Below are 26,145 nucleotides of genomic sequence, written 5' to 3'. Positions count from 1 at the left end.
GCATGAAGGTGTTAATCGTAGTGTGCAATGTGCCGGGCGAGGCGCTGGCACAGCAAATGGCGGCGGTGCTGGTGGGCGAGGGCTTGGCCGCGTGTGTCAATATCCTGCCGGCCTGCCAGTCGGTCTATCGCTGGGAGGGGCGTATTGAAACCGCCAGTGAAATCCCGTTGCTGATCAAGACCACTGCTAGCCAATATGAGGGGCTACAGGCCAGAATCCAAGCACTCCACCCCTATGATGTACCAGAAATTGTGGCCGTGGCAGCAGAATGCGGTTTGCCGGCCTATCTGGGCTGGGTGCAGGCTAGTGTTGCAGGGGCATGATTTCGGCATTCCTGGTGGATAAAGGTTCCGGATTCTGCGGTTTTCAGGCTTTTTTACGGAAACTGCTTGACGTGCAGGGCTTCGATAGGTATAGTCGCTTTCTCTCAAGGACGGGTCGTTAGCTCAGCTGGTAGAGCAGCGGACTTTTAATCCGTTGGTCGCAGGTTCGAATCCCGCACGGCCTACCACTCCGAGAGAAAATGTATGATGGGTCGTTAGCTCAGCTGGTAGAGCAGCGGACTTTTAATCCGTTGGTCGCAGGTTCGAATCCCGCACGGCCTACCATCATACCGCCACACGGCGGGTCGTTAGCTCAGCTGGTAGAGCAGCGGACTTTTAATCCGTTGGTCGCAGGTTCGAATCCCGCACGGCCTACCAAGAAATTCAGAAAAGCCCAGTCTTCGGACTGGGCTTTTTGCGTTTTCGGCCGCGGCCCTTAGCCAAGGTTGGCCGCAGGCGCAGGTCTTGGCGCGTGTTCAAGGTCTCTCGCGGTTATTGTCGCTAACAGACCTTGAGCAGGCGCTCAGGCGTAGTCGTACTGACCGCCTGCCAGCAGGGCTTCCTGGTAGGCCGGGCGGGCGTGGATGCGCTGCAGAAATGCCTGGATATGCGGCAATGTCTTGCACAGGGGCACGCGGCTGTTGGCGGCCTCCAGCACAAAGCTCATCTGGACATCGGCGGCGCTGAAGCTGTCGCCGGCAAACCAGCCACTGCCGGCCAGATGGTTGTCGATATAGCGCAGGTGCATGTCCAGCTGCGGGTCGATATAGCCTTTGCGCACGCCTTTTTCGATCATGCGGGCCAGCGGGCGCAACAGTGCCGGCATCGGTGGCTTGCTGATGCGGCTGAAGACCAGGCTCATCAGCAGCGGTGGCATGGCCGAGCCTTCGGCATAGTGCAGCCAGTAGGTGTAGTCGCGAGCGGCCTGGCTGCCGGCCGCCGGCTTCAGGCTGTGTGTCTTGTCGTAGGTGTCTACCAGGTATTCCACGATAGCGCCGGACTCGGCCACCACGATGTCGCCATCGCTGACCACGGGCGATTTGCCCAGCGGGTGAATCGCCTTCAGTGCGGCGGGGGCCAGCAGGGTGCCCGGGTCGCGCTGGTAGGTGGTGATGTGGTAGGGCAGGGCCAGTTCTTCCATCAGCCACAGGATGCGCTGCGAGCGCGAGTTGTTCAGGTGGTGCAGGGTGAGCATGGTAGTCCTCGTGGTGGGTGGCCGTGGCTACAGTAGCTGCGCCAGCTCGGTTTCGTTATACACCGTTATGCCATGTTGTTGCAGCAAGGCGGCGCAGACGCCTGCACCTGTTTGCAGCTGGCCATCAAACTGGCCGCTGTAGATGTGCCGGTTGCCGCAGGACGGGCTGTTGGCTTTCAGTACGGCCGCGGTACAGCCGTGGTGTTGTGCCAGCGCCAGGGCCAGCCGGGCGCCGCGGACAAAAGCCGCGCTGACGTCGTCGCCGCTGGCGGTGCGTACCGTTGCCTGGCCTGTCAGCACGTGGCTGCCGTGGCCACCGTGTATTTCGGCTGCCGGCCGCGGGGTGGGCAGGCCACCGGCGCATTCCGGGCAGAAGGGTAGCAGGGTGTAGCGTGCGGCCAACTGTTGTTGCCAGTCGGCGTGCATGCCTTTACTGGCGCCGTCGTAGCGTACTGGCTCGCCTAGCAGGCAGGCACTGATCAATAGGGCAGGTTTAGTCATGTGGGTGCATCGCTTGCAGCAAGCGGGCCAGGGTCGCCACGCCGTGCCGGATTTCATGATCGTTGACGCCAGCATAGCCCAGTACCAGCCCTTTTTGCGGGGCTAGGCCCAGATAGTTGCGTGCCAGCGGGCGCAGTACCACGCCCTGTGCAGCCGCAGCATGGCTCAAGGCTTGCTCGTTTGCCTGCATCGGCAGGTGTGCCAGCAGATGCAGGCCGGCCTTGCCGCTGGATAGGGGTAGCCAGTGTGCAGGCGAGCTTGCCAGCGCGCTGCGCAGGGTCTGCTGGCGTGTCTGGTACAGCTCACGCATGCGCCTTACGTGGCGGGCAAAGTGGCCTTGCAGCAGGAAGTCTGCCAGTGCGGCCTGCGTGACATAAGGGGGCTCGCGGTACAGGCGGGCATGCGCACGCCGGAAGGCGTCAATCAGCCCGTCCGGTACCACCATATAGGCAATGCGCAGGCCGGGGTACATCACTTTGCTCATGGTGCCGATGTAGATCACGCGCTCGTCCTGCGCAAGGCCTTGCAGTGCCGGTAAGGGCTGCGAGCTGTAGCGGAATTCGCTGTCGTAGTCGTCTTCCAGAATCCACGCGCCGCAGCGTGCGGCGTGCGCCAGCAGGGCCAGCCGGCGCGGCAGGCTCATCACCACGCCCAAAGGGTACTGGTGCGACGGGGTGGTGTAGATCAGCCGTGGCGGGCGGGTGTCTTGCACGCTGTCCGGGTTCAGGCCTTCCTCGTCTACTGCGGCGGCTACCAGGTCCATGCCTGCGGCCTGCAAGGAAGCATGGGCCCCGGCATAGCCGGGTTCTTCTACCCAGGCCACCTCGCCCTGATTGGCCAGCAGCCGTGCGCTTAGTTCCATGCCGATTTGCGCACCGCTGATGATGAGGATCTGTTCCGGGGTGCAGCGCACGCCGCGCGATAGCACCAGGTATTCCGCCAATGCCTCCCGCAGTGCAGGCAGGCCACCGTCAACGGTATAACCCAGCTTGGGCCACGGTGTACTGCGCTGGTGGCGGGATAGCAGGTTTTGCCAGACGTGGTGGGGGAACTGGCGTATTTCCGGCATGCCGGGGGCAAAGGCACCACTTAGCCCGTCGGGTATGACGGCCGTACTCGTCAGTGTTTGCCCACGCCGTGATAAGCCTAGTGGCTGCGCCCTGACAGGTGCCGGTACCGGTTTGCGCAGGAATACCGGCACCACAAAGCTGCCGGCGCCCTGGCGGGTTTCCAGATACCCCTCTGCCTGTAGTTGCTCGTAAGCCTGTATCACCGTGTTGCGGCCAAGTTGCAGCTGCCGTGCCAGCTCCCGGCTGGCCGGTAGCCGTGCCGTGCCGTGCTCGCCATGCGACGCTTCCGTAAAACGCGCGGCCACGATCGCTTCACGAATCAGGCGGGTCAGCTGTTTGGCCAGGCCTTCTTCGCTGTGCCGCTCTAGCCGGGCCATGAGAAAGTCTACAATCCAGGTGGGCAATATTGGCTCCTTCATGCTGTGGGCTATTGGTTCTTTTATGGGGCCGCTATTGTTTTAACATAGCTTGCAAGTCTCACCAAGGTGGAGAAGCCAATGAGCCGACATGGCGCAACGCTGCATTGGCAGCGTGGTACGGCAGCATTTGTGGATAACGCGTATAGCCGGCTGCACGAAATACATTTTGATGGCGGCCTGGTGCTGCGTGCGTCGTCATCACCCCACGTGGTGAAAGTACCGTATTCCGACCCCACGGCCGCAGACCCGGAAGAAATGTTTGTGGCCGCCCTGGCCAGCTGCCACATGCTGTGGTTCTTGTCCCTGGCGGCCACGGCAGGCTGGGTGGTGGACAGCTATCAGGATGCGGCCGTGGGTACCATGGCGGTGGGAGAGCAGGGCCGCGCGTGGGTGAGTCAGGTCACGCTGCACCCTGCTGTACAGTTCTGCGGGCCGTCGCCTTCCTTGGCCGAGCTGCAGGCGCTGCACCATGAGGCGCATGCGCAATGTTTTATCGCCAACTCCGTGCGTACCGACGTACGCTGTGAACCAGTTTTGTCCTAGACCCGAGAGCACATCATGTCATTTGCAGACCAACAACAAGCACAACTGGCGTTCTATCGTGCCAAGCTGGCATTCGAGATCGATAGCTGGGACGTGGCCGAGCAGCTCAAGCAGGGCGCAGCCTTGCAGCTGGTGGATGGCCGCTCCGCCGCCGCGTACGCGCAGGAAACCCTGCCGGGTGCCATCAACTTGCCGCACCGTACCATTAGCGCAGAGACCACCGCACAGCTGCCGCGTGATGTCCTGTTGGTGACCTTCTGTGACGGCATCGGCTGTAATGCCTCCACTAAAACCGCGCTGAAGCTGGCCGAGCTGGGCTTTACCGTCAAAGAACTGCAAGGCGGCATTGACTGGTGGAAGCGCGATGGCTACCCCACCGTGCAAGGTGGTGCCAGCTGCGGCGTGACACCGTCGGACGACTGCGGCTGCGGGGGCTGAGCATGCAATACGATGCTTTTGGCCAGCCGCTGGGTGCGGCGGTGCCCGCCTGGGCCGGTGCGACCCCGCCGTACCACCTTACCCTGAGTGGCCGCTGCTGCCGTGTTGAGCCCTTCAGCCGGGCACTGCATGGCGACAGCTTGCGCGCTGCGCTGGCGCTGGACCAAGATGGCCGCGACTGGGCCTACCTGATGCCGCGCCCGCAAAGCGATGCCGACTGGGAAGCTTGGTTTGCCATGATGGAAAGCAGCAGCGACCCGCTATTTTTTGCCATCGTCGATATGGCCAGCGGCGATGCCATCGGCAGCTGCAGCTATCTGCGCATCGATGCGGCCAACGGTGTCATCGAAATCGGCTGGCTGCGTTTTTCACCGCGTCTGCAGCGTACCGTGGCGGCCACCGAAGCCATGTACCTGCTGATGAGGCAGGCTTTCGACTGGGGCTATCGCCGCTACGAATGGAAATGCAACAGCCTGAACGCGCCATCCATGCGCGCGGCTGCGCGGCTGGGCTTTACCTACGAGGGCACCTTCCGCCAGGCGCGGGTGAACTGGGGGGTGAACCGCGACACCGCCTGGTTCAGCCTGCTGGACAGCGAATGGCCAGCCAACCGTGCGGCGCTGGAAGCCTGGCTGGATACGGCCAACTTTGACGCTGCCGGGCAGCAAATCCACAGCCTGGACCAATGCCGCCAGCAGCAGGCCGCCGCTACCCTGCCCGAGGGCATTCGTGCCGCCACGCTGGCCGACCTGCCACAGTTGGCCGCACTGTTTGACGCGTACCGCCGCTTTTACGGCAAGCAGGGTGATGCGCACACCTCGTACGATTTCATTCGCCAGCGCCTGATCCACGCAGACAGCCATGTACTGGTGTATCAGCAGCAAGGCCAGTTGCAAGGTTTTACCCAGCTGTTGCCACAGTTCAGCTCGGTACTGGCGGCTCCGGTGTGGTTGCTCAATGATTTGTACGTGGCCGACGCGGCACGCCAGCGCGGGGTGGGGCAAGCGCTGCTGCAGGCCGCTGCCGCATTGGCGCGCCAGCATGGTGTACAGCGGCTGGACCTGGTGACGGCAGTGGATAACCATACGGCGCAAGCCTTGTATGCCGGGCAGGGCTGGCAGCGCGACGAGCGTTTCTATCGCTATCAGCTGACATTGGGATGATTAATTTCACGGTGCGGCCAACGTCGGGGTAAAATCGCTGGTTTTACAAGGCAGTAACGACGTTAGCCGCATGAAATCCCACCCGCGCAATGCCCGCATCAAGGGCGATCCTTTTATTCCCAGCCGTTTTATCTTTGGCGATGCCGTCGAAGAGAAAGGCCTGGAGCCCTACGAGTATGTGATTCATACCGTGGCCCCGGCGTTTGTCTGCCGCCTGGTTGGCATGGATCAGACCCCGTTTGACAGCCGTGAGCAGGAAGGCTTTCAAAGCGATGTATTGTTTGATACGGCCAACAACCTGACGCACTACGTCACCAACTCGGGCTTCCGCCTGTTCGATTTCAATTTCTGGGGCGAGCTGCCCACCGCCGTCCAGCTGAAAAAAGTCTGCGACGAAGCCATGCAGGAATACCAGCGCCTGCAAAAAGCCTATATCGAGCGCGAGGTCGCGCCCAAAGAGCGCGACTTCCGTCTGGTACCCACCGAGCCGCTACCGCCGGCAGAGCGCCAGCAGCGCATCAAAGAGCTGGTGAGCACGGCCATGGAAGCCGACAGCAACCCGATGAAGCGCATGCAGCTGCCCATGCTGGTACAGCAGGCCCTGACCGGTGGCGATCAGGCCGTGTTTACCGAAGCCCAGCTCGCCCTGCAAGAGCACACCGCTGCCCGTGAGCAGCTGCTGGCCCTGGCGCGCGACAGCATTGCCTTCCCCGAAGTAATGCGCCCGGACGGCAGCGTGGTGTCTTACGAGTTATGGGCGCTGCCCATGATTTTTTCCCGAGCACAGGGTGGTTTCTGGTGGCATTTCCCGCTGCTGGAACGTGTGGAGCCGGCGCTGGTAGATGCGCTGGGCCTGCCGGAAGACACCGTGCTGTGGCTGTCGCCGACCATTTTCAATACCGACATGCTGATCGAGCGCAGCTGCCAGTCGCTGGTTCACCTGGCCGCCATCATGGACGCTGGTTGCGATATGGCACAGCAAGACGTGGACGCGGCGCGTGCCACCTTCGACGCGGCCAGCCAGACGGTCAACCCGCAGCTATCGTTGTGCTGGCTGCCTTTTATCGTGGAAAGCGGCAAGCTGGATATCGACCGCGTACGCCAGCACGCCCGCAAGGCGCTGGATGCCGCCATGCCGCTGGTACAGCAGGCCATTGCGGCCGAAATGAAATACGGCGAGGCCGAGCTGTTTGCCCCTCTGCCATGGTGGGACGCACTGGGGGCCGGGGTGTATGCGTTTAACCGCAAGCGTCTGGGCCTGCATATGGCGTTGGTGCAAAGCAAGACAGACAAGCTGGACAATATCGAAGCCGTGGCCGAGTTCCTGCCAGAGCAGCAGGCCTATGATGTGCAGCTGTTAGAACGGGACAGTGGTGCGCTGCTGAACCGCGTGCAATGGCTACTGGTACCCGACCTGGGCCCTAGCCGGGTACAGGCCTGGGTGGACTTGTCCGAGTGCTTGCGCCAAGCGGGTATCGCCCTGCGCGAGCAGCAAGCCAAGTACCACTAAGCCCCTTGCACCGCTAGCGTAGTGGGCCGCCGGTGCCGGGATAAGGCGTACCGACGGCGTACGACATGGTGGGCTTTCATATATTCTTTTATAGAAATAATGCTATCAAGGCAAAATAATTGTTCAATTAATGATAATTGCATTTAGGAGCTGTGTTTGCCTGGCTGGCTTGGTTTGAAATCCTTGCGCACGCGACTCGCGCTGTTTTGCTCGCTACTCATGGTGGTGGTGGTGCTGTTTACCAGCTCGCTCAGCTACCTGGAGGGCAAGGCACGCGTGCGCAGCATGCAGCTGCAGCACCTGGAAGACGTCGTCACCCGCCTGAGCGACGACATCGACGACCGTGTCCGTACACGCCATGTCTTGCTGGAGCAAGCCGCGGCCAGCCTGCAGCTCAGTCGCAGCAACATCAGCCAGCACGCCCCTGAAATACTGCATGGTTTTCGCTACCTGAAGGGCAGTTTCAGCAGCATCATGCTGTTCGATGCCGAGGGTAATGTGGTGGCCGACTACCCCGAGCTGCCAGGGCGGCGTGGGACCAGCGTGCTGGACCGTGCCTACTTTGCCCAGACACGTGACACCTTGCGCTCGCAGGTGTCCGAGCCGGTGCGTGTGGCGGGCGATATCAAACGCAGCCTGATCATCTTTACCTCACCCATTCTGGACGAACACGGCCAGTTTGCCGGCGTGCTGGGTGGCAGCCTGGAACTGTTTGCCCCCGAGTTGTTTGGCGACCTGCGCTCCATTGCCATTGGCGGTACCGGCTATATCAGCATTCACACCCGCGCCAGCCGCCTCACCATTTTCCACCCTGACCGCAGCCGCATCATGCAAGCCAGCCCGGATATCAGCCGTGACCCGGTGTTTGCCAAGGCCTTGCAAGGCTGGGACGGTAGCAGCGAGAGCCTGGCGGCCAACGGGGAGCCTGCGCTGGTGGTATACCGCAACATGAAAAACGTGAATTGGGTGGTCGGCGGCGTCTTCCCCCTGCGCGAAGCCTATGAGCCCATCAGCGTGATGGCACGTAACCATGTGCTGATCGTACTGCTGGCTACCCTGCTGGCTTTTCCCTTGGGCTGGTGGGGTGTGCACCGCCTGCTGGGCCCGCTGCAGGCGCTACGCAGCAAGGTGCAGGCCATGGCATTCGGGGCCCGGGATAGCGTGCAGATACAAGGCAGCCACGAGCTGGAAATGCTGGCGCAAACCGTGGCCGATGTCTTTGGCGAGCGCGAGCGTATCGGCCTGGAGCTGGCCGCGCGCGAGGCATTTTTCCGCGCCTTGAACGAGTCGTCGCCATTGGGCATTTTTGTCACCGATGCCGACGGTTTGCTGGTGTATTGCAATCACGCCACCCTGAGCCTGGGCGGGCTGAACCAGCGGGAGGAAGACTGGCTGGGCCGCCATTGGCTGGACGCAGTGCACCCGGCCCAGCGCGACACTATCGAGCCAGAATGGCAGGCGCTACGCCACGGCGATGTGCCGGGCTTTTACCAGCTATGCCACCTTACCGGTGCCCGTGGTGCCCAGGTCAAGGTAGAGCTGCGCTTTACCCGGCTGCAGCAGGGCAGCATCTTGCGTTTTCTGGGCGTGGTGCACGACGTGAGTGACCGGGAAGAGGCGCTGCTGTCCATGACCGCCGAACGCGAACGCGGCATGGCTATCCTGACGTCCATTGCCGACGCGGTGGTGCTGACCAACCAGCTGGACGAGGTCTGCTACATCAACCCGCCAGCCCAGCGCCTGCTGGGCCTGAATGCCGAGGAAGCCCAGGGGCGCTCGCTGGCGCTGTTTGTGTCCCTGGCCTATCCGGACAGTGGCCAGGCGGTATCGCTGGCGACACTGGCCGATACCCGCATGGCAGTGCCGGTAGAGCTGGACTTGCTCTCGCGCGACATGCGGCTGCAGCCGGTGGTGCTGACCCTGTCCGTGGTGCAGGCAGCCGGCAGCATGCATGGCTACAAGATCTGCGTGTTGCACGATGACAGCGAGCGCCGCCGCCGTGAGCGCAAGCACCGTTGGGAAGCCACGCACGACCCGCTCACCAACTTGCTGAACCGCCGTGGTTTCCTGGGGGCGCTCACCAGCTTGCTGGATAATGGCGAGGCGATGGCGCAAAGTAATGTGGTGGTCATGATGGACCTGGACCACTTCAAGCAGGTCAACGACAGCGGTGGCCACCAGGCCGGCGACCAGATCCTGCAGGATATTGCCGCCATCCTGCAAAAACGCCTGCGAAATACCGATATCATCGCCCGCCTGGGCGGTGACGAGTTTGCCCTGGTTCTCTACAACTGCACCCGCGATACCGCGCAGGGCATTATGGAAGCCGTGCGCGGCGATATTGCCCGCCTGCGCCCGCAGAGCAACCCCGAAGTCTGTCGTGTCACGGCCAGTATCGGCCTGACGCAAATCCAGCCGCACGATTCGCGCCCACACGATATCCTGCAGCGCGCCGACCTGCGTTGCTATCAGGCCAAAGAGCAAGGGCGTAACCGCGTGGTAGCGGCGGCGGAGTAGCAGCCTGCTGCCGCGTACACCGCGGATGGCACACACTGCGCGCACATGAAAAAGCCGGCCCCTTGGGGCCGGCTTTGTTGCAAGCAGCGCAGGCTTACTTGTCGATACCACCCAGCAGCACGTACTTGATCTCCAGGTAGTCTTCAATGCCGTACTTGGAGCCTTCGCGGCCCAGGCCGGACTGCTTCACGCCACCAAACGGTGCGGCTTCGTTGGACAGGATGCCGCTGTTCACCGCCACCATGCCGTACTCCAGGCCCTCGGACACGCGGAAGATGCGGCCGATATCGCGGGCGTAGAAGTAGGACGCCAGGCCGAACTCGGTATCGTTGGCCATCTGGATGGCTTCTTCTTCGCTGTGGAAGCGGAAGATCGGGGCCAGCGGGCCAAAGGTTTCTTCCTTGGCCACTTTCATCGCCGGGGTCACGCCGGTGATCACGGTCGGTTCAAAGAAGCTGTGGCCCAGCGCGTGGCGCTTGCCGCCGGTGACCAGCTGGCCGCCTTTGGCCAGCGCGTCGGCGATGTGCTCTTCCACCTTGGCTACCGCGTTCTGGTCGATCATCGGGCCTTGGGTCACGCCGGCTTCCAGGCCGTTGCCTACCTTCAGCTTGGCCACGGCAGCGGCAAACTTGTCAGCGAAGGCATCGTACACGCCATCTTGTACCAGTAGGCGGTTGGCGCACACGCAGGTCTGGCCGGCGTTGCGGTATTTGGAAATGATGGCGCCTTCCACGGCAGCGTCCAGGTCGGCGTCGTCAAACACGATGAACGGTGCGTTGCCGCCCAGCTCCATCGATACTTTTTTCACCGTCTCAGCGCATTGGCTGATCAGCTTGCGGCCAACCTCGGTCGAACCGGTGAAGGAGAATTTCTTCACGGTATCGCTACCGGTCAGTACGCCGCCGATTTCGGTGGAGCCACCGGTCAGCACCGAGAACACGCCAGCCGGAATGCCGGCACGCTCGGCCAGTACCGCAATGGCCAGCGCCGACAGCGGGGTCTGGCTGGCAGGGCGTACCACCATCGGGCAGCCTGCGGCCAGTGCCGGGGCGGCTTTGCGGGTGATCATGGCATTGGGGAAGTTCCACGGCGTGATGGCCGCGGTAACGCCGATCGGCTCTTTGGTCACCAGAATGCGCTTGTCAAAGCCGGTGGACGGAATGGTATCGCCGTAAATGCGCTTGGCTTCTTCGGCATACCACTCGATGTAGCTGGCGCCGTAGGCGATTTCGCCTTTGGCCTCTGCCAGCGGTTTGCCTTGCTCGCTAGTGAGGATGACGCCCAGGTCGTCCTGGTTCGCCATCATCAGGTCGAACCATTTGCGCAGGATGCCCGCGCGCTCTTTGGCGGATTTTTTCTTCCAGGTCTTGAACGCTTCGGCAGCGCCCGCAACCGCACGCTCGGCTTCGGCGCGGCCCATCTTCGGTACGTGGGCGATCACTTCGCCGGTAGCCGGGTTGGTCACGGCGATGGTTTCGCCATTGTCAGCATCCAGCCACTGGCCGTTGATGTAGCACTGCTGGCGCAGCAGCGTCGGGTCTTTCAGGTTCAGCATGGGGGTGTCCTTTTGGCGATGCGGCCAACGTTGCCAGGGGCAAGGTTGGCCGCAGGGTCAGGCTAGTTCAGTATCAGGCCTTGATGGCAGCAACCAGTTTTTGCAGCGCTTCTTCGAAGATTTCGTCTTCGATGGTGAGCGGGAACAGGAAACGTACCACGTTGCCGTATACGCCGCAGATCAGCAGGATCAGGCCGGACTCCAGCGCCTTGGTCTGCACTTTCTTGGCGAAATCGGCGTCAGCGTCGTGGCTGCCTGCCTTGTTGAATTCCACGGCAATCATGGCACCCGGGCCGCGTACGTCGGCAATCTGCGGTACCTCGGCTTTCAAGCCGTGCAGGGTTTCTTTCAGCTGGGCGCCCAGCTTATTGGCGCGCTCCAGTAGTTTTTCTTCCTGGATGGCGGTGATGACTGCTTTGGCGGCGGCCAGGGCCAGCGGGCTGCCGGCGTAGGTACCACCCAGGCCACCAGGGGCGGGGGCGTCCATCACGCTGGCGCGGCCAACGACTGCCGAGATCGGGAAGCCACCGGCCATGGATTTGGCCATGGTCAGCAGGTCCGGCGCCACGTCGTAGTGTTCCATGGCAAAGAATTTGCCGGTACGGGCAAAACCGGCTTGTACTTCGTCGGCAATCATCAGGATGCCGTGTGCATCACACAGGGTGCGCAGGGCGCGTACCCATTCGGCTGGCGCCTGGTAGAAGCCACCTTCGCCTTGTACCGGTTCAAAGATGATGGCGGCTACGCGGCTGGCTTCGATATCGTACTTGAACAGCTTTTCGATGCTGGCGATGGACTCTTCGATGGACACGCCGTGCAGCGGGTTCGGGAACAGTGCGTGGTATACGTCGGACGGGAAGGGGCCGAAACCGATTTTGTACGGGGCCACTTTGCCGGTCAGGGCCATGCCCATCAGGGTACGGCCGTGGAAACCACCACCAAAGGCGATGATGCCTGGGCGGCCGGTGGCGGCGCGGGCGATTTTCACGGCATTTTCTACGGCTTCGGCACCGGTGGTGTAGAAGGCGGTTTTGTTATCGCCCGGAATCGGTGCCAGCTTGTTCAGCTGTTCGGCTACGTCGATATACAGCTCGTACGGTACGACCTGGTAGCAGGTATGGCTGAATTTGTTCAGCTGCTCGGCCACGGCGGCTTGCACTTTGTCGTGCAGGTGGCCGGTGTTCAGTACGCCGATACCACCGGCAAAGTCGATGTAGCGTTTGCCTTCGGTGTCCCAGATTTCGGCGTTTTTGGCACTCTCGGCAAAGAAGGAACACATTACGCCCACACCGCGTGGGGTGGCATTGGCTTTACGCTGCATCAGTTCTTGCGGGTTCATGAATCTCTCCTAGATAGACAACCGGGCTGGCCTGGTTTGCCGCGACACGGGCAAAGCGCATCGTTGGCCATTGTTTGAAAGCATTCTAGCGTCGTGTTTAGTAAAAAGTCACGGGTGATTGATTATTTAAACACTGTGCTTGGCCGCAGTGTGGTGATTCGGCACGCCAATAAAAATGCGGCCAACCTGGGGGCAGGTTGGCCGCATGGCGGCAGGGCACGGGCAATGGCGGTCTAGAAGAAGCGGTTGACCTCGGCCACGGCTTTGTCGTCCAGCTCGCCGGCAGCTTGCGCCAGCGACAGGCGGGCGTACAGGTAGTTGTAGCGCGCCTCGGCCAGTGCGCGCACGGCGTCCTGGTAGTCCCGCTCGGCGTTGAGCAGGTCCAGGTTGGTGCGTACGCCAACGTCTTTACCCAGCTTGGTGGAATCCAGCTTGCTTTTGGCCGAGACCAGCAGCTGTTCCTGCGCTTTCACCAGCGCGGCGCCGTTGCTGACGCCCAGCCAGGCGCGGCGAACGTCCAGGCGTACCTTGCGGCGGGCGGCCTCGACATCTTCACGCGCTTTGTCCAGGTTGGCCGCGGCCTCGGTCACTTGCGAGTTGATCGCGCCACCGGCGTACAGCGGCAGGCTCAGGTTCAGGCCCAGCGTATTGCCGCGGGTACGCTGCTGGCCGCTGGCCTTGCTGCTGGCGCTGGTGCTGTAGTTGTCGCTCAGGCCGGCGCTGAGGTTCACCGTGGGCAGGTGTTTGCCGCGCGCTTCTTCCAGGCTGCGCTCGGCCAGCAGCTGTTGCTGCAAGGCGGATTTCAGCGCCAGGCTGCCCGCTTCGGCACGCTGGATCCAGGCATTGAGCTCACCACTGTCCTGGGTGGCCAGGCCTTGCTGCTGGCGCAGGCGGTTGATGCTTTCAGCCGGCAGGCCGGTCAGGTTGGCCAGCGTGTTGCGCTTGATTTCCAGGTCGCTCATGGCGGCAATTTCACGCGCCTGGGCGGCGTCGTAGCCGGCCTGGGCTTCGTGGGTGTCGGTGATGGTGGCGGTACCGACTTCAAACGATTTTTTGGCTTGCGCCAGCTGGCGGTCGTAGGCCTTTTTGGTGGCTTGGGTCACGTTCAGCACGTCTTCGGCCAGCAGCACGTCAAAGTAGGCGCGCGCGACATCGGCAATCAGTTGCTGGCTGCTGGCGTCGAATTGCACGCCGGACAGCTCGCTGGCGATCAGGCCTTTCTTGTAGGCGCTGTAGCTGCCGATATCGAACAGTGGCTGGGTGAGCTGTACGCCCACGCTGCGGGTGTTGTACGGGTCGGCGTCCGGCTTCATGGCGTCGGTACGTGTAATGCTGGCAGACAGGCCGACGCTAGGCAGCAGCTGGGCGCGGCCCTGCACGGCTTTTTCCTGGCCGGCCTGCAGGGTGGCGCGTGCACCGGCGTAGCCTGCGTCGTAGCTGCGTGCGGCCTGTACGGCAGCACTCAGGTCGAAGGCCTGGGCGCTGCTGGCGGCCCCCAGGGCGAGCAGGGCGGTAATGATCAGCGGATGGCGTGTGTTCATCGCTTGTTCCATAAAAAAGTAAACTGTTCTGCAGCTACCACCATAACGGAATATGGCGCGGTTTTCAGCAGGAAAATGATTAATGTGTTTGTGGCCGGCGCACCTTGAACCATGCCGAGTACAGCGCCGGCAGGAAAAACAGCGTGAGCAGGGTCGCCACCAGCAAACCGCCCATGATGGCCACGGCCATCGGGCCCCAGAACGTGCTGCGCGTCAGCGGTACCATGGCCAGGATGGCTGCCAGCGCGGTAAGCATGATGGGGCGGAAGCGGCGAATGGTAGAGCCCACGACGGCTTCGAAACGGTCTATGCCTTCACTGATGTCGGTTTCGATCTGGTCGACCAGGATCACCGAGTTACGCATGATCATCCCCGCCAGCGCGATCACCCCCAGCATGGCCACGAAACCGAACGGTGCGCTGAACAGAATCAGCGTCAGCGTGACGCCAATCATGCCCAGTGGTGCGGTCAGCACTACCAGCAGGCTGCGCTGGAAGCTCTTGAGCTGCAGCATCAGCAGGGTAAACACAATCACCAGCATCAGTGGTTGTACCTTGGCGATGGCGGCTTGCGAGTTCTTGCTGGATTCCAGCGACCCGCCCAGCTCGATGTGGTAGCCCAGCGGCAGGGTTTTTTCCAGTGCCTGCATTTTCGGCCAGAGCGCGTTGGAAATATCGGCGGCTTGCACCCCGTCGGCGGCATCGGCGCGTACCGACACGGTAGGCAGGCGGTTACGGTGCCAGATGATGCTTTCTTCGGGTGCGTAGGCAATGCTGGCCAACTGGGAGACCGGTACATAGCGGCCGCTGGCGGTTTGCACCATCAGGCTGCCCAGCTGCTCGATCTGCTGGCGTTCGCTGCCCTCCAGGCGGGCGCTCACCGCAATGGCCTTGTCGCCTTCACGCCATTCGGTCACGGTGCTGCCGGTCAGCATCATCTGCAGCTGGCGGCTCAGGCTCTGGCTGGACATGCCCAGTGTGCGGGCTTTGTCCTGGTCGATTTCCACGCGCAGCGAGCGGGCCTGTTCGCCCCAGTCGTTGTTCACCTGGCGGGCACCCGGGTGGCTACGTACCAGTGTTTCTACCTGTTTGGCGATGTCGCGCACCTTGTTGTGATCTTCACCCATCACGCGGAACTGGACGGCGTAGCCTACCGGCGGGCCGTTTTCCAGCCGCGTCACACGGCCGCGTACCAGCGGGAAGTCGGTGTCGAACAGTTTTTCCAGTTTGTGTTTCACCTGTTCGCGCACTTTTTCGTCGCGTGTCATCACCATCAGCTGGGCATAGTTCAGGTGCTGCTGCTGTTGATCCAGCGGCAGATAGAAGCGCGGGCTGCCCCCGCCAACGTAGCTGGTGACGCTGACGATGTTGGCGTCACCCTTGAGCTGGCTTTCCAGCTTTTTGACTTCGCGCTCGGTGGCTTCGTAGCTGGCGCTTTGCGGCAGCCACATGTCCACCATCAGCTCGGGCCGGTTGGAAGAAGGGAAGAACTGTTGGGCTACGAACAGCTTGAAGGCCACCATGGACAGCACGAAAGCAGCCAGGGTCAGGGCAATCACGGTTTTGCGGTGGTCCAGGCACCATTCCACCGCGCGGCGGAAGCGCACGTAGAACGGCTTCTGGTACACGTCGGCGTGGCCGTGGTTAGCCATGGTTTCCGGCAGCAGGCGGTAGCCCAGGTAAGGGGTAAAGATCACTGCCACGATCCACGACAGGATCAAGGCAATGCTCACTACCGAGAACAGGCTGAACACGTATTCGCCAGCGTTGGATTTGGCGATCCCCACCGGCAGGAAGGTGGCGGCGGTAATCAGCGTGCCGGTCAGCATCGGGAAGGCGGTGCTGGTGTAGGCATAGGTCGCCGCCTGGAATTTGTTCCAGCCTTGCTCCAGCTTCATGGCCATCATTTCTACCGCGATGATGGCATCGTCCACCAGCAGGCCCAGCGCGATGATCAGTGAGCCCAGCGAGATGCGCTGCAGGTCCATGCCCAGGAAGTACATGGCCAGGAAGGTCATGGCCAGCACCAGCGGAATGGACAGCGCCACCACGATACCGGTCCGCACACCCAGGCTAAAGAAGCTGACGGCCAGCACGATGATCACGGCTTCGATCAGCGAACGCATGAATTCGTTGACGGCGGTTTTCACGACTTTCGGCTGGTCTGATACGGCGTGTACTTCTACCCCTACCGGCAGCTTGGTTTTGACCTCGTCCATCAGCAGCTGCAGGTTGTTACCCAGCTTCAGCACATCGCCGCCTTTTTTCATGCTGATGGCCAGGCCCACGGCCGGTTTGCCGTCAAAGCGCATGCCGAAGCTGGGCGGGTTGACGAACTCGCGGCTCACCTTGGCAATATCGCCCAGGCGGAAGGTCTTGCCACCAGCGCTGATGGGGGTGGCGGCAATGGCGTCTACCGAGTTGTAGCTGCCGCTGACGCGTACCCAGATGCGGTCGCTGGCGGTGTCGTAGTTGCCGGCCGGGGTTACGCTGTTCTGGCTGGCCAGGGCGTTCCAGATGATATTGCTGTCCACCTGCAGGGCAGCCAGCTTGGCGGTATTGAGCGTCACGTAAATACGCTCTTCTTGTTCGCCAATAATTTCCACCTTGCCCACATCCGGCACGCGCAGGATTTCCTGGCGCGCCTGCTCTACGTATTTGCGCACGTCTTCGTAGCTGAAACCGTCACCGGTAAACGCATACAGGTTGCCGAAGGTGTCGCCGAACTCGTCGTTAAAGAACGGCCCGCGTATATCCCCAGGCAGGGTGTGCTTGATATCGCCTATTTTCTTGCGTGCGGTGTACCACAGCTGCTGCACCTCTTTGGGTGGCACATCTTCGCGGATAGACAGGATCAGCAGCGCCTCACCGGGTTTGGTGTAGCTTTTGACGTATTCCAGCTCGCCCATTTCCTGCAGCTTCTTTTCGATGCGTGCGGTAACTTGCTGCTCGGTTTCCTGTGCGGTGGCGCCAGGCCACAGCACGCGCACCATCATGGCCTTGAAGGTGAATTCGGGGTCTTCTTTTTGCCCCAGCTGGGTGTAGGCAAACATGCCGGCCAGCATCAGTACCACCATCAGGTAGCGTACTAGCGAGCTGTTGCGTATGGCCCATTCGGACAGGTTCAATGGTTGTTGCTTCATGATCGGTGCCCTTATTTAGCCAGCAGGGTAACGCGTTGGCCGTCGCGCAGCAGGTGTACCCCGGCGGTGACGACTTGTTCACCGCCATTCAGGCCGGCAGTGACATCGATCCCCTGGCTATCCGGCCGGCCTACGGTCACGGCTTTGCGGCCAACCTTGCCGGTTTTCGGGTTGATCACCCACACATACTGCTTGCCCTGTTCGTCCAGAATGGCGCTGAGGGGCAGCCTGATGGTAGCGGTGTGCTGGCCCGGCAGGCTGGCTTCTACTGTGGCGGTCATACCCAGGCGCAGCCCGGCGGGCTCGCTGGCCAGTTTCAGCCGGGCAGCGTAGGTGCGGGTGGCCGGGTCGGCATCGCCGGACAGCTCGCGCAGGGTGGCAGGGATGGCTTGCTGGCCTGCCCACAGGGTCACGCTAAAGCTACTGGCCTGGCGCATCTGTGCCAGGGCGTTTTCGGGTACCTGGATCAAGACTTCGCGCTCGCCTGCGGCGGCGAGGCGTGCCACGATCTGCCCCGCCGCGACCACTTGGCCCGGCTCGATGCTGATCTCGCTGACGCTGCCGTCGCTATCTGCAATCAGGCTGGTGTAGCCGGCCTGGTTGCGGCTGGCAGACAGCGCAGCCTGCGCCTGCTGCACGCTGGCCTGCGCGCTTTGTACGGCAGTGTGCTGTCGCTCGACCTGTGCCGCACTGATGAAGTTTTGTGCCAGCAGCTCGCGGTAGCGCTTCAGGTCGGCTGCTTGTTGCGCCAGGTTGGCCTGTGCTGCGGCCAACTGTGCCTGCTTGGCCTGGCTATCCAGCTGGTAGTCGCTGGCATCCAGTACGGCCAGCACCTGGCCTTTTTTCACGCTATCCCCGCTATTGACGCGTTTTTCTATGACCTTGCCTGCCACCCTAAAGCCCAGCCGGCTTTCCTGGCGGGCACGCACCTCGCCACTGAACAGGTGCACATTGCCATGCTGGCTGACACCGGCAACGGTGTAGCGCACCGGGCGGATTTCTTCTACCGGCTTCACTTCTTCTTTGCAGGCGGTGAGTGCCAGCAGTAGCGCGCCGGCCAGCGCCAGCTTGGGATAGTGCGGTGTCATGTGTATTTGCCTCGTTATCGTATGGATTTATTTATAGGTTCAGTCGGCCGTTTTCAGGCCGTTCAGCATCAGGTCGAGCGAGAGCTCCAGATATTCCAGCGGTGGCAGCGAGCGGTGCTGGCTTTCGGTGAGTACACGGCCAAACGAGCAGCGCCAGGTCATGGTGAGCATCATGGGCGCCACCAGGGTATCCACCACGGCATCCGGGTTGATGCTGCGAAACTCGCCCCGTGCAATGCCGCGGCGCAGCACCTGCAGCAGCATCTGGTGGCTGGGTTCGATGACTTCGGCGTGATAAAAGCGCGCCAATTCGGGGAAATTGGTGGCTTCGGCAAACATCAGCTTGCAGATGCCGCCCAGCGGCGATTCACCTACCTCCAGCCACCAGCGGCGCATCATCAAGCGCAGCAGGTCGGCGCTGCTGCCGTCAAACTGCTGTACCAGCTCGGCAAAGCCTGCCAGGCGGGTGACCAGGTTTTCGCGGATCACCGCCTTGAAGATGTCTTCTTTGTTTTCGAAATACAGATACGGCGTGCCCTTGGTGACACCGGCTGCTTTTGCGATGTCTTCCATCTTGGTGGTCTTGAAGCCCTTTTCCACGAATAGCGCCAATGCCGCGTCCAGAATCTCGGCTGGGCGCACTTCTTTGCGACGGCGCCAACGCGCTACCGGACAACAGGATGCCTTGTCCATGCTTGCCTTCTCTGAAAATTGGTTCATTAATAAGGTGTGCAATGTAGAGCAAGCACTCTGCCAGTTCAATTAATAAATCAATATTCACTAACTGTCATGGTTAGAATGCAACACCTGACAGTTATTGCTGTGCAGCAACCTGTGTCCCTATCTTGCTACTGGAGAATCTGACGTGAGCGTAGCCCCTATCGACAAGGCAGCCATTCTGGCCGAGGCCCTGCCGTACATCCGTTCCTTTAATGGCAAAACCATCGTGATCAAATACGGTGGCAATGCGATGACCGACGACAAGCTGAAAGAAGACTTTGCCAAGGATGTGGTGCTGCTGAAGCTGGTGGGCCTGAACCCGGTGGTGGTGCACGGCGGCGGCCCGCAAATCAACGACTTGCTGAACCGTGTAGGCAAGGAAGGCCAGTTCATCCAGGGCATGCGCGTGACCGACAGCGAAACCATGGACGTGGTTGAGATGGTGCTGGGCGGCCTGGTGAACAAGGAAATCGTGTCGCTGATCAATAAGCACGGCGGCAAGGCAGTGGGCATTACCGGTAAGGATGGCCACTTCATCCGCGCCAGCAAGCTGTTCCTGAAATCCGAATCCGACGAAGACATCGATATTGGCCAGGTAGGCGATATCGAGCACATCGATCCGAGCCTGGTGTCCCTGCTGGATAGCCAGGACTTTATCCCGGTGGTGGCACCGATCGGCGTGGGCAGCGAAGGCGAGGCCTACAACATCAATGCCGACGTGGTGGCCGGCAAGCTGGCCGAAACCCTGAAGGCTGAAAAGCTGGTGCTGATGACCAACACCCCGGGTGTGCTGGACAAGCAAGGCCAGCTGCTTACCGGTCTGACCGCCGCCCGTGTGGACGAGCTGTTTGCCGATGGCACTATCAGCGGCGGCATGCTGCCCAAGATCAGCTCGGCGCTGGACGCAGCCAAGAGCGGCGTGAACTCGGTGCACATTATCGACGGTCGCGTACCGCACGCGCTGCTGCTGGAAATCCTCACCGACGCCGGTGTGGGTACCATGATCAAGGCTGTCTAAGCCTTTGTTGCTACATGAAAAAGGCTGCCTGCGGGCAGCCTTTTTTACATTTGGCAGATGAGCGGAGCGGGCTATAGTACAAGGTGCTGGCGTCATGGGCGCCGCCTTGTTCAACCCGTCCCCGCGTGGAGGTGTCATGCAGACAGTCAGGCAGTTATTGGAAAGAAAATCCGGCGAACTGATTAGCGTCAGCCCGGACGCCACTGTGTTTCAGGCGCTACAAATCATGGCCGAGCAGGATATCGGTGCGGTACTGGTCATGGATATGGGCGATGTGCTGGGTATTTTTTCCGAGCGTGACTACGCACGGCGCATCGTGTTGCAAGGCCGTACTTCGGCGGGTACCAAAGTGCGCGACATCATGACCAGCAAGGTGGTGTATGTGGGGCCACAGCAAAGCGTGGCGGAATGCATGGCGCTGATGACGGATAAACACTTTCGCCACTTGCCGGTGATGGAAGCCGGCCGCGTGATCGGCATGCTGTCCATTGGCGATCTGGTACGCGCCACCATCGAAGAGCAACAACTGGTGATAGAGCAACTGGTGAACTACATCCGCGCCTGAGTCTGGCGGGTTCATCGTGATAAAGGTTGGCCGCATACCCTGCGGCCAACCTTTTGTGCTTTAGGCGCCAGGCACAATCTGCCGCGCCAGTTGCAGCAGTGCAGGGGCAACCTGGTTGCGCATGGTGTCGGCGTCAAAGGCAAAGGCCGGGCCGCTGGCGTTCAGGCACAAGCTGCCCTGGCCGGGGGCGGGTGAGGGCAGGGCCACGCCCACGGCCATCACATCGCGTTCAAACTCGCCAAATGATTCGCTATAGCCGCGCTGCAACACCTGCTGGCGCGCCTGCTCCAGCTTGGCTTGCACCAGTGGCCAGTCTTTGCCGTAGCGGGCGGCCATATCGATGTCGGCCAGCTCGCGTTCGGTCGCACTCAGGCTGCTATAGCAGGCACGGCCGATGGCGGTGCTGGCCAGCGGCACACGCGAGCCAACGCTGAGCTGCACCGACACCCGTGCCTGGCTGCGGCAGGTTTCCAGGTACACGATATCGCTGCCATCACGCATGCCCAGGCTCACCGAAATGGTGTGCTTGAGCGCAAAGTCGCGCATCAGCGGGGCGGCCACGCGGCGGATGTCGTAGCTGCCCAGCACTGCCGAGCCCAGTGCCAGCACGGCCAGGCCCAGGCGGTAGTAGCCGCTGTCGGCATCTTGCGACAGATAGCCCAGCTTGGTCAGGGTGTAGGTCAGGCGCGATACCGTGGACTTGGGCAAGCCGGTGCGCTGCGCCAGTACCTGGTTTGACAGCGCCGATTCGCCGGGGCGAAACGCCGACAGCACGCGCAGGCCGCGTGCCAGCGCCTCGACAAACAGGCGGTCTTTGCTTTCGTCTTCCTGCGGGGTGAACGACATGGTGGAAATGCTCCTGGCTGAAGAGTGGCAAGAATAGTGCAGTGCGCGCCTTGCTCCCACAAAAAACTTTACATGCCCCGGCCGCCTTGCTAGTCTATTTTGCAATACAGAACTATATTCCGCAATGCGGAACAAAGTGCAAAGGAGAACTGCATGGCTGCTACCTCGAATCGCGCACCGTTCATCTGGGACGATGCCCTGCTGCTGAACGATCAGCTCACCGACGAAGAGCGCATGGTGCGCGAAACTGCTTACGCCTACTGTCAGGACCGCCTGATGCCGCGCGTGCTCACCGCCAACCGCGAAGAGCGCTTCGACCGCGACATCATGAGCGAGATGGGCGAGCTGGGCCTGCTGGGCTGCACTATCGACAGCCACGGCTGCGCCGGCCTGTCGCACGTGGCCTACGGCCTGATCGCCCGCGAAGTAGAGCGCGTGGATTCCGGCTACCGCTCCGCCATGTCGGTACAGAGCAGCCTGGTGATGCACCCGATCTGGGCCTACGGCACCGATGCACAAAAAGACAAATACCTGCCCAAGCTGGCCAGCGGCGAGTGGGTGGGTTGCTTTGGCCTGACCGAGCCGGATGCCGGCTCCGACCCGGCAGGCATGAAAACCCGTGCCCGCAAGGTGGATGGTGGTTATGTGCTGCACGGCAGCAAGATGTGGATTACCAACAGCCCGATCGCCGACGTATTTGTGGTGTGGGCCAAAGACGACGAAGGCGAGATCCGCGGCTTCGTGCTGGAAAAAGGCATGAAAGGCCTGTCCGCGCCCAAGATCGAAGGCAAGTTCTCGCTGCGCGCCTCCATCACCGGTGAAATCGTGATGGACAACGTAGAAGTAGGCGAAGACGCGCTGCTGCCGCACGTGAAAGGCCTGAAAGGCCCGTTCGGCTGCCTCAACAAAGCCCGCTACGGCATTGCCTGGGGCGCGATGGGCGCGGCCGAGTTCTGCTGGCACGGTGCCCGCCAGTACACACTGGACCGTAAACAGTTCAACCGCCCATTGGCCGCCACCCAGCTGGTACAGCTGAAGCTGGCCAATATGCAAACCGAAATCAGCCTAGCGCTGCAAGCCGCGCTGCGCGTGGGCCGCCTGATGGACGAAGGCCGTGCCGCGCCGGAAATGATCAGCCTGATCAAGCGCAACAACTGCGGCAAGGCACTGGACATTGCCCGTATCGCCCGCGACATGCACGGCGGCAACGGTATCAGCGACGAGTACCACATCATCCGTCACGTGATGAACCTCGAAGCCGTCAACACTTATGAAGGCACGCACGATGTGCATGCCCTGATTCTGGGCCGCGCCCAGACCGGTATTCAGGCATTTGCCTGATGTGATGTTCCGCCGGCGGGCTTCACCCCGGCGGGATGTTGGTTCCTGTCTGTCCTTGAGGCCCGGCTGCAATCCGGGCCTGTTTTTTTACAGGCAGCCCTACGTTACAGGAGACAAACATGTCAGGTGCACTGTCAGGTATCAAAGTGCTGGACCTTACCCGCGTACTGGCCGGGCCCTGGGCTGGCCAGCTGCTGGCCGATCTGGGTGCAGACGTCATCAAGGTAGAGCGCCCCGGTAGTGGCGACGACACCCGCCAGTGGGCGCCGCCCAGCCTGCCGGACGGCACGGCGGCCTACTACCTGGCGGCCAACCGCGGCAAACAATCACTCACCGTTGATATTACCCAGCCTGCCGGGCAGGAAATCGTGCGGCAGTTGGCCGCACAGGCCGACGTGCTACTGGAAAACTACAAGGTAGGCGGCCTCAAGAAGTACGGGCTGGACTACGACAGCCTGCGCGCCATCAACCCGCGGCTGGTGTACTGCGCCATCACTGGCTTTGGCCAGACCGGCCCCTACGCCCAGCTGCCGGGCTACGACTACATCGTGCAGGGTATGTCCGGCCTGATGAGCATCACCGGCCCCGCCGACGGCGAGCCGCACAAGGTAGGCGTGGCGGTCACCGACCTTTTTACCGGCCTGTATGCGGCCAACGCTATCCAGGCCGCGCTGCTGGCGCGCTACCGTACCGGCGAAGGGCAATATATTGATATGGCGCTCTTCGATTGCTCGCTCGCCATGCTGGCCAACGTCAACATGAACTGGCTGGTAGGGGGCGAAGTACCGCCACGGTTGGGTAATGCGCACCCCAATATCGTGCCCTACCAAGTGTTCCGCACCGCCGGCGACAGCCACTTCATTCTGGCCTGCGGCAACGACAAGCAGTTCCGCACCGTGTGCGAGCTCATCAGCCAGCCCGAGTTGGCCGCAGACCCGCGCTTTGCCACCAATCCGCAGCGCGTGCGTTACCGAGAGCTGCTGGTGCCGCAGCTGGCCGAGGCCTTTCTGGCGCGTGGTCGCGACGAATGGCTGAAGCTGCTTGATGCTGCCGGCGTGCCATGCGGCCCCATCAATACGGTAGACGAAGCCTTTGCCGACCCGCAAATACAACACCGGCAAATGGCGATTCACCTGCCCGACGCGGCCGGACAATCGGTACCGCAGGTAGCCTGCCCCATCAAAATGAGCGGCACCCCCCCGCAATACAAGGCTGCGCCGCCAAAACTGGGCGAGCACACCGATGCTGTATTGACATCGCTGGGTTACAGCGCTGAGGCGATAGCACAACTGAAAGCCAGTGCCACCGTTTAAACGCTTGTTTGATTTTGACGCGCAGCATCAATCATTGCATCATTGGGCAATCAAACCTCCCCCTGCGCAAAGGAGAAGCGGTGGAACGCGAATACATGGAATACGACGTAGTGGTTGTCGGCGGTGGCCCATCCGGCCTCAGCGCTGCCATTCGTCTCAAGCAGCTGGCGGCAGAAAAAGGCCAGGAAATCAGTGTCTGTCTGTTGGAAAAAGGCTCCGAAATCGGCGCGCACATCTTGTCCGGTGCGGTGCTGGAGCCCCGCACGCTGAACGAGCTGATTCCCGACTGGAAAGAAAAGGGCGCCCCGCTCAATACCCCGGCCAAGTCCGACCGCTTTCTCTACCTGACCGAAACCGAGTCCATCCAGCTGCCTACCCCGCCGCAGATGAACAACCACGGTAACTACATCATCAGCCTGGGCAACTTCTGCCGCTGGCTGGGTCAGCAGGCCGAAGAGCTGGGTGTGGAAATCTACCCGGGCTTTGCCGCGGCCGAAGTGCTGTACCACGCCGATGGTGCGGTAAAAGGCGTTGCCACAGGTAATGTTGGCACCGGCAAAACTGGCGAAGAAGAAGGCGAGCCAGGTATCGAGCTGTGGGCCAAACAAACCATTTTTGCCGAAGGCTGTCGTGGTTCCCTCACCAAGGGCCTGTTCGAGCGCTTCAAGCTGCGCGCCGAAGCCGACCCGCAAACCTACGGCATCGGTATTAAAGAGCTGTGGGAAGTAAAGCCCGAGCTGCACGAAGAGGGCAAGATCACCCATACCGCCGGCTGGCCAATGGATCAAAACACCTATGGCGGCTCTTTCCTCTATCACCTGGAAAACAACCAGGTTGTTGTGGGTTTTGTCGTAGGCCTGGATTACCAGAACCCCTATCTGTCGCCTTACGAAGAATTCCAGCGCTTCAAGACCCACCCGGCCATCAAAGGGGTGTTCGAAGGCGGCCGTCGCCTGTCCTACGGTGCGCGCGCCATCTCCGAAGGCGGCCTGCAGAGCATCCCCAAACTCACTTTTGCCGGTGGCGTACTGGTGGGTGATACCGCAGGCTTCCTCAACGTACCCAAAATCAAGGGTACCCACACGGCCATGAAGTCCGGCATGTTGGCTGCAGAAGCGGTCTTTGGCGTGTTGGCAGCAAACCCGGAAGCACAAGGCGCCGAAGCCGTGGCCTATACCCAGGCCTTCAAGCAAAGCTGGCTGTACGACGAGCTGCACAGCGTGCGCAACATCCGCCCGTCCTTCCGCTGGGGTCTGTGGCCAGCCATGATCTACTCGGCCATCGATACCTATCTGTTCCGCGGCAAGGCACCGTGGACGCTGCGTCATCAGCACCACGACCACGAATGCCTCAAGCGCAAAGACGAGTGCAGCCCCATCAGCTATCCGAAGCCGGATGGTGTGCTCACCTTCGACCGCCTGTCGTCGGTATTTATCTCCAACACCAACCACAGCGAAGACCAGCCGCCGCACCTCAAGCTCAAAGATGCCTCCGTGCCGATCCGCATTAACCTGGCACAGTACGATGCACCCGAGCAGCGCTACTGCCCGGCAGGCGTATACGAGATCGTTGGCCGCGAAGAAGGTAAGCCGCAGCTGCAGATCAATGCGCAAAACTGCGTGCACTGCAAAACCTGTGACATCAAAGACCCTACCCAGAACATCAACTGGGCCACGCCAGAAGGCGGTGGCGGTCCGAATTACCCCAATATGTAAGAACACAGCCCGGCGCGAGCCGGGCTTTTTCGTTCCTGTGTGAAGAGTTGGCCGCCTGCGGCCAACTTTTTTGCTTTTGTGTGCCGTTGCAAATCAACACCTTAAGCAAATACTTGCAGTTTATTGCGGTGCAAGTGTTGACGGGTGTGGTCTGGGTGGGTATAGTTCGCCTCCTCAGCTGACGACGCAAACGAAACAAGCCAGTCAGCACCGCTCTTTAACAGACCAAATAACCGATAGGTGTAAGTGTCTGGCTAAGCCAAATACTTGCACTGCAAAGATT

General features: G+C 61.3%; 21 protein-coding genes and 3 tRNA genes. 14 read left to right on the top strand and 10 right to left on the bottom strand.

The genetic code is table 11. From position 1 onward, the window contains the following. Positions 1-2: 2 nt before the first annotated feature. The 4 genes from cutA (at position 3) to ACZ9XP_RS04880 (ending at position 701) form a co-directional block, all read left to right on the top strand. The gene (gene cutA, locus ACZ9XP_RS04895) at positions 3-323 is read left to right on the top strand and encodes a divalent-cation tolerance protein CutA (RefSeq protein ID WP_147686705.1); all 321 of its coding nucleotides are present in this window, start codon (positions 3-5) and stop codon (positions 321-323) included. 112 nt (positions 324-435) lie between these two features. Further along, positions 436-511: transfer RNA gene (locus ACZ9XP_RS04890), tRNA-Lys, on the top strand. 21 nt (positions 512-532) lie between these two features. Then, a tRNA-Lys gene (locus tag ACZ9XP_RS04885) sits at positions 533-608 on the top strand. Positions 609-625: 17 nt separating this feature from the next. Then, a tRNA-Lys gene (locus tag ACZ9XP_RS04880) sits at positions 626-701 on the top strand. 145 nt (positions 702-846) lie between these two features. Here the strand turns inward: ACZ9XP_RS04880 and ACZ9XP_RS04875 are convergent. From ACZ9XP_RS04875 to pdxR, 3 genes are read right to left on the bottom strand one after another with little or no spacing between them, the layout of a single operon-like run. After that, on the bottom strand, positions 847-1,518 hold the full coding sequence (locus tag ACZ9XP_RS04875; RefSeq protein ID WP_465188094.1) for a glutathione S-transferase: 672 nt from the start codon (positions 1,516-1,518) through the stop codon (positions 847-849). 27 nt (positions 1,519-1,545) lie between these two features. Then, entirely contained in the window at positions 1,546-2,019 is a 474-nt protein-coding gene (locus tag ACZ9XP_RS04870) for a 2-thiouracil desulfurase family protein (RefSeq protein WP_465188093.1), read from the bottom strand. Next, complete coding sequence (gene pdxR, locus ACZ9XP_RS04865; RefSeq protein ID WP_465188092.1) at positions 2,012-3,493, bottom strand: MocR-like pyridoxine biosynthesis transcription factor PdxR; 1,482 nt, start codon at positions 3,491-3,493, stop codon at positions 2,012-2,014. Before pdxR ends, ACZ9XP_RS04870 begins: the two co-directional genes overlap by 8 nt. A gap of 93 nt (positions 3,494-3,586) precedes the next feature. On the opposite strand from pdxR, the gene ACZ9XP_RS04860 reads away from it, so the two are divergent. The 5 genes from ACZ9XP_RS04860 (at position 3,587) to ACZ9XP_RS04840 (ending at position 9,679) form a co-directional block, all read left to right on the top strand. Continuing rightward, positions 3,587-4,051: an OsmC family protein gene (locus ACZ9XP_RS04860; RefSeq protein WP_438697746.1), complete on the top strand. Its 465-nt coding sequence runs from the start codon at positions 3,587-3,589 to the stop codon at positions 4,049-4,051. Positions 4,052-4,066: 15 nt separating this feature from the next. Beyond that, a complete protein-coding gene (locus ACZ9XP_RS04855; protein WP_147688392.1) occupies positions 4,067-4,489 on the top strand; it encodes a rhodanese-like domain-containing protein in 423 nt (140 codons plus the stop codon). Between the two features lie 2 nt (positions 4,490-4,491). Beyond that, positions 4,492-5,652: a GNAT family N-acetyltransferase gene (locus tag ACZ9XP_RS04850; protein WP_465188091.1), complete on the top strand. Its 1,161-nt coding sequence runs from the start codon at positions 4,492-4,494 to the stop codon at positions 5,650-5,652. A 70-nt stretch (positions 5,653-5,722) separates the two neighbouring features. Next, positions 5,723-7,162 (top strand): hypothetical protein, encoded by a 1,440-nt coding sequence (locus ACZ9XP_RS04845; RefSeq protein WP_465188090.1) that lies wholly within the window; start codon positions 5,723-5,725, stop codon positions 7,160-7,162. Positions 7,163-7,345: 183 nt separating this feature from the next. After that, positions 7,346-9,679 (top strand): sensor domain-containing diguanylate cyclase, encoded by a 2,334-nt coding sequence (locus ACZ9XP_RS04840; RefSeq protein WP_438697468.1) that lies wholly within the window; start codon positions 7,346-7,348, stop codon positions 9,677-9,679. A 94-nt stretch (positions 9,680-9,773) separates the two neighbouring features. On the opposite strand, the gene gabD is transcribed toward ACZ9XP_RS04840, so the two are convergent. The 6 genes from gabD to ACZ9XP_RS04810 all read right to left on the bottom strand — a co-directional run bounded on the left by gabD (position 9,774) and on the right by ACZ9XP_RS04810 (position 19,037). Further along, the gene (gene gabD, locus ACZ9XP_RS04835) at positions 9,774-11,234 is read right to left on the bottom strand and encodes an NADP-dependent succinate-semialdehyde dehydrogenase (protein ID WP_147688396.1); all 1,461 of its coding nucleotides are present in this window, start codon (positions 11,232-11,234) and stop codon (positions 9,774-9,776) included. Between the two features lie 73 nt (positions 11,235-11,307). Further along, entirely contained in the window at positions 11,308-12,573 is a 1,266-nt protein-coding gene (gene gabT, locus ACZ9XP_RS04830) for a 4-aminobutyrate--2-oxoglutarate transaminase (RefSeq protein ID WP_465188089.1), read from the bottom strand. 233 nt (positions 12,574-12,806) lie between these two features. Further along, positions 12,807-14,114 carry a TolC family outer membrane protein gene (locus ACZ9XP_RS04825; RefSeq protein ID WP_147688398.1) on the bottom strand — a complete coding sequence of 436 codons (1,308 nt, stop codon included), beginning with the start codon at positions 14,112-14,114 and terminating at the stop codon, positions 12,807-12,809. Between the two features lie 79 nt (positions 14,115-14,193). Continuing rightward, a complete protein-coding gene (locus tag ACZ9XP_RS04820; RefSeq protein WP_465188088.1) occupies positions 14,194-17,256 on the bottom strand; it encodes an efflux RND transporter permease subunit in 3,063 nt (1,020 codons plus the stop codon). 11 nt (positions 17,257-17,267) lie between these two features. Further along, a complete protein-coding gene (locus tag ACZ9XP_RS04815; protein ID WP_465188087.1) occupies positions 17,268-18,344 on the bottom strand; it encodes an efflux RND transporter periplasmic adaptor subunit in 1,077 nt (358 codons plus the stop codon). Between the two features lie 39 nt (positions 18,345-18,383). Further along, complete coding sequence (locus ACZ9XP_RS04810) at positions 18,384-19,037, bottom strand: TetR/AcrR family transcriptional regulator (RefSeq protein ID WP_147688401.1); 654 nt, start codon at positions 19,035-19,037, stop codon at positions 18,384-18,386. A gap of 172 nt (positions 19,038-19,209) precedes the next feature. Here ACZ9XP_RS04810 and argB point away from each other — a divergent pair, with 172 nt between their 5' ends. Both argB and ACZ9XP_RS04800 read left to right on the top strand, forming a co-directional pair. Next, a complete protein-coding gene (argB, locus tag ACZ9XP_RS04805; RefSeq protein ID WP_147688402.1) occupies positions 19,210-20,082 on the top strand; it encodes an acetylglutamate kinase in 873 nt (290 codons plus the stop codon). A 136-nt stretch (positions 20,083-20,218) separates the two neighbouring features. Continuing rightward, the gene (locus tag ACZ9XP_RS04800; protein ID WP_147688403.1) at positions 20,219-20,647 is read left to right on the top strand and encodes a CBS domain-containing protein; all 429 of its coding nucleotides are present in this window, start codon (positions 20,219-20,221) and stop codon (positions 20,645-20,647) included. Positions 20,648-20,707: 60 nt separating this feature from the next. Here ACZ9XP_RS04800 and ACZ9XP_RS04795 read toward each other — a convergent pair whose 3' ends face one another. Next, positions 20,708-21,493: an IclR family transcriptional regulator gene (locus ACZ9XP_RS04795; protein WP_147688404.1), complete on the bottom strand. Its 786-nt coding sequence runs from the start codon at positions 21,491-21,493 to the stop codon at positions 20,708-20,710. 153 nt (positions 21,494-21,646) lie between these two features. Here ACZ9XP_RS04795 and ACZ9XP_RS04790 point away from each other — a divergent pair, with 153 nt between their 5' ends. The 3 genes from ACZ9XP_RS04790 (at position 21,647) to ACZ9XP_RS04780 (ending at position 25,862) form a co-directional block, all read left to right on the top strand. Next, positions 21,647-22,834, top strand: a complete 1,188-nt coding sequence (locus ACZ9XP_RS04790; RefSeq protein WP_147688405.1) for an acyl-CoA dehydrogenase — start codon at positions 21,647-21,649, stop codon at positions 22,832-22,834. 119 nt (positions 22,835-22,953) lie between these two features. Continuing rightward, positions 22,954-24,147 (top strand): CaiB/BaiF CoA transferase family protein, encoded by a 1,194-nt coding sequence (locus tag ACZ9XP_RS04785; protein WP_465188086.1) that lies wholly within the window; start codon positions 22,954-22,956, stop codon positions 24,145-24,147. A gap of 95 nt (positions 24,148-24,242) precedes the next feature. Continuing rightward, a complete protein-coding gene (locus tag ACZ9XP_RS04780) occupies positions 24,243-25,862 on the top strand; it encodes an electron transfer flavoprotein-ubiquinone oxidoreductase (RefSeq protein WP_147688407.1) in 1,620 nt (539 codons plus the stop codon). The last annotated feature ends 283 nt before the right edge of the window (positions 25,863-26,145 follow it).

The organism is Vogesella perlucida (assembly GCF_979366545.1).
The sequence above is the reverse complement of the archived record's forward strand: the minus strand, read 5'-3'. Positions and strand labels throughout refer to the sequence as shown.